Raw genomic sequence first — 2,928 nt, forward strand, 5'->3', positions numbered from 1 at the left:
CGGCCGACGACCAGGCCGCCCCGAACGCCTGGAGCAGCAGCGCGGTCCACAGAACGGCCGCGAGCAGCAGCAGGGTGAAGGGGTCGGCGCCGGCGAGCAGGGCCGCGGGCAGCAGCGGGGCGAGATAGGCGAGCAGACAGAGGCCGAGGATGCCGGCCGAGCGCAGCAGGAACGCCGCGGGCGTGGCGGTGGCGCGCAGCGCGGCGACCGACAGTCCGCGGTAGCGGTACAGCAGCCATTCCGCCGGCCCCATGCTCAGCGTCAGCACGATCACCGCGTACGGCTCCTGCCTCCCCTCCAGCAGCACCAGCACCCCCGCGGCCAGCCCGAACAGGCCGTACGGCAGGGACCACAGCAGACGGGGCCGGGTCGCCCCGGTGACGGCCGGGGCGGCGAGGGCATCCCGAAGGACCCAGCCGGTGACGGTGAGCGTGGCGAGCAGCGCCAGCAGGGGCAGCCCGGCCCGGAGCGCGGGACCGGGCTCCCGCCACGGCAGGACGGCGGCACCCGCGCACAGCGGGCTCAGCGCGGCCAGCAGCAGCCGCTCCCGGCCCAGCACCAGCAGGACTCCGGCGGCCGCCAGGTACGCGGACTGTGCTGCCGCGACCAGCGTCACCGGGCCGCCGTCGGCGGGCACCGCGGCGGCCGTCGTGGCCACCACGGCGCCGACGGGCGCGCCGGCCAGGAGGGTACGGCCCGACTCCCGGCGTCCGGTCGCCAGGCGCAGGTGCGCACGGTGGCCGAGTGCCTGCCCCCACGCCCAGGAGGCGAGTCCGGCGACGATGAGGGCGGGGGCGTGCCCGCCGGCGTTCCACAGGGGCGCGGTCAGCAGGTAGGCGAGGCCGGGCAGGGCGAACAGCATGCCCCGCAGCAGACAGCGGACGGTGTCGGGGCGCCACGGGTCGGCCGCCGGAGCGGGTTCGGGGAAGGTGCGCGGCACACGCTCGTACAGCGCGGAGGCGAGGGAGAAGAGGTTCGGGTGGCCGTACCGTTCGTTGATCAGGGAGGCGGACAGGCCCTCCGCCTCCAGCAGCGCGGCCACCTCGTACGGATGGACGGCGGGACCTATGCGGTCGGCGAGTTCGGCGGCGAGTTCACTGACCGCCTCCTCGTCGGGACCGCGCCGGGGCAGCCGGATGGCGAGGGTGGCGTCGTCGAGGGCCCAGCGTGGCCGGCGGGTACCGGCCAGCCGGATGGCCAGCGTGTCCTGCTCGGCACCGCCGGGTTCGAGGGGCATCGGCCCGCTCACAGGGCGAGGCTCCCGGTGCCGCGGACGGCCGGGGCGGGCGTTCTGGCCCTCGTGGACATGACCGTCAACTCCGATTTTGGATGGGCCAGTTCCAGATAGACGGATCGAAACGTGTCAACGGTCTGCCGGAGGGTGAACTGCTCGATGACCCGCAGCCGGGCCGCCTCGCCCATCGCCCTGCGCCGCCCGGGATCGCCCAGCAGCTCCAGCGCGGCCGTGGCCATCGCCTCCGGGTCGCGCGGCGGCACCACGAGCCCGGTGTCTCCGACGGCCTCGCGTACCCCGCCCACGTCGGTGGAGACGGTCGCCCGTCCGCACGACATGGCCTCGATCAGGGTGAAGGGAAAGCCTTCGCTGATGCTGGAGAGCATCACGACGTTCCCGGCGGCGTACGCGTCCTTGATGTCGTCGACGCGCCCTTCGAAGGTGACGGCGTCGGCGTGCCCGAGCTCTGCGGCCAGGGCCTCGCAGCGTTCCCGGTAGGCCTCTCCGCCCCGGGGGGTCCCGCCGAACAACCGCAGCCGGGCGTGCGGGAGTCGGGCGCGTACCAGGGCGAAGGCCCGGATGAGGGTCTCCAGATCCTTGATGGGGTCGACGCGGCCCGCCCAGCTGAGGGTCGGGGCGTCCGGTTCCGGTCCGGCCGCCGGGAACGCGGCGGGGTCGACGCCGTTGTAGACCGTGCGGATCGACGCCGGGTCGGCGCCCCCCTCCTCCTCCCACAGCCGGTTGTACCGGTTGCCCGGTGTGATCAGGGCGGCCCTGCGGTAGCTCTCCTGCGCGAGCAGCCGGAAGAAGCCGAGGATCACGGCCTTCACCGGCCAGCGGTAGGGCGCGGTGCGATAGCCGAGGTAGCGCTCGCGCAGGTACACCCCGTGCTCGGTCAACAGCAGCGGTACGCCGTGGCGTTCGAGGGCGGCGAGGCCCGGCAGGACGGCGACTCCGCCGCTGACCGCGTGCGCGACCCCGCTCTCGGGTGCCGGGGCGGCCAGCGGGCGCAGGGCGTGCTCCACCAGGGCGGTCGCGGTCAGCGCGTCGTGCAGGGTCGGTCGTGCCTCGCGGACGGCGAGCCCGGGGCGGTTCCACAGCGCGGTGAGGATCCCGATCGCCCGGTCTCCGCGCAGGAACGGGCTCAGCGTCCCGTCCGACGCGGCGCGTGCCAGCGCGTGCAGGGCGGGCGCGAAGCCGTTTTCGGCACGCGGGTCGAGCAGCGCGGTCAGGAACCGTTCGTAGGCGGCGGCGAGTTGATTGCGGGCCCGGCCGCGGGGCGGGCGGCCCGCGGGCGGGGCGCCCCACATCGGGACGGACAGCACGCTCGAGACGTGCGCGGGCAGGTCCCAGACGGCCGGCTCACGTCCGGTTCCGGTGACGGCGATGACGTCGAAGGCGAGGTCGGGCATGCCCTGGACGAGCTGATCGCACCAGACGCTGACGCCGCCGTGGCTGTGCGGGTAGGTGCCTTCGGTGAGCAGGGTGACGCGCGTTGCTCCGGTATGTCGCGCGCCCTGGGGAACGGGCATCGATGTGCTCCACGGCCGAGGAGTGGGGTGGTCCGGGCCGGTCACGGCCTCCCGCCGGGGAGGCCGTGACCTTCGGTCGGTCTTGGGCGGGTACGCCGCTCAGCCGTCTGCGGGGTGGCCCACCGGATCGGTGACGCCCACCGGAACCCGGGTCTTCGGCGC

Annotated in this window: 2 protein-coding genes; both read right to left on the reverse strand. The window is 74.9% G+C overall.

The window, feature by feature from the left end:
* The coding region (locus C1J00_RS41380; protein WP_102913974.1) for a hypothetical protein at positions 1 to 1,249 on the reverse strand (1,249 nt) is incomplete at its 3' end.
* Positions 1,246 to 2,766 carry a GT4 family glycosyltransferase PelF gene (gene pelF / locus C1J00_RS41385; RefSeq protein WP_102913973.1) on the reverse strand — a complete coding sequence of 507 codons (1,521 nt, stop codon included), beginning with the start codon at positions 2,764 to 2,766 and terminating at the stop codon, positions 1,246 to 1,248. The genes pelF and C1J00_RS41380, both read right to left, overlap by 4 nt.
* Between the last annotated feature and the right edge of the window lie 162 nt (positions 2,767 to 2,928).

It is taken from the genome of Streptomyces cahuitamycinicus, from assembly GCF_002891435.1.
GTDB classification, from domain to species: Bacteria; Actinomycetota; Actinomycetes; order Streptomycetales; family Streptomycetaceae; genus Streptomyces; species Streptomyces cahuitamycinicus.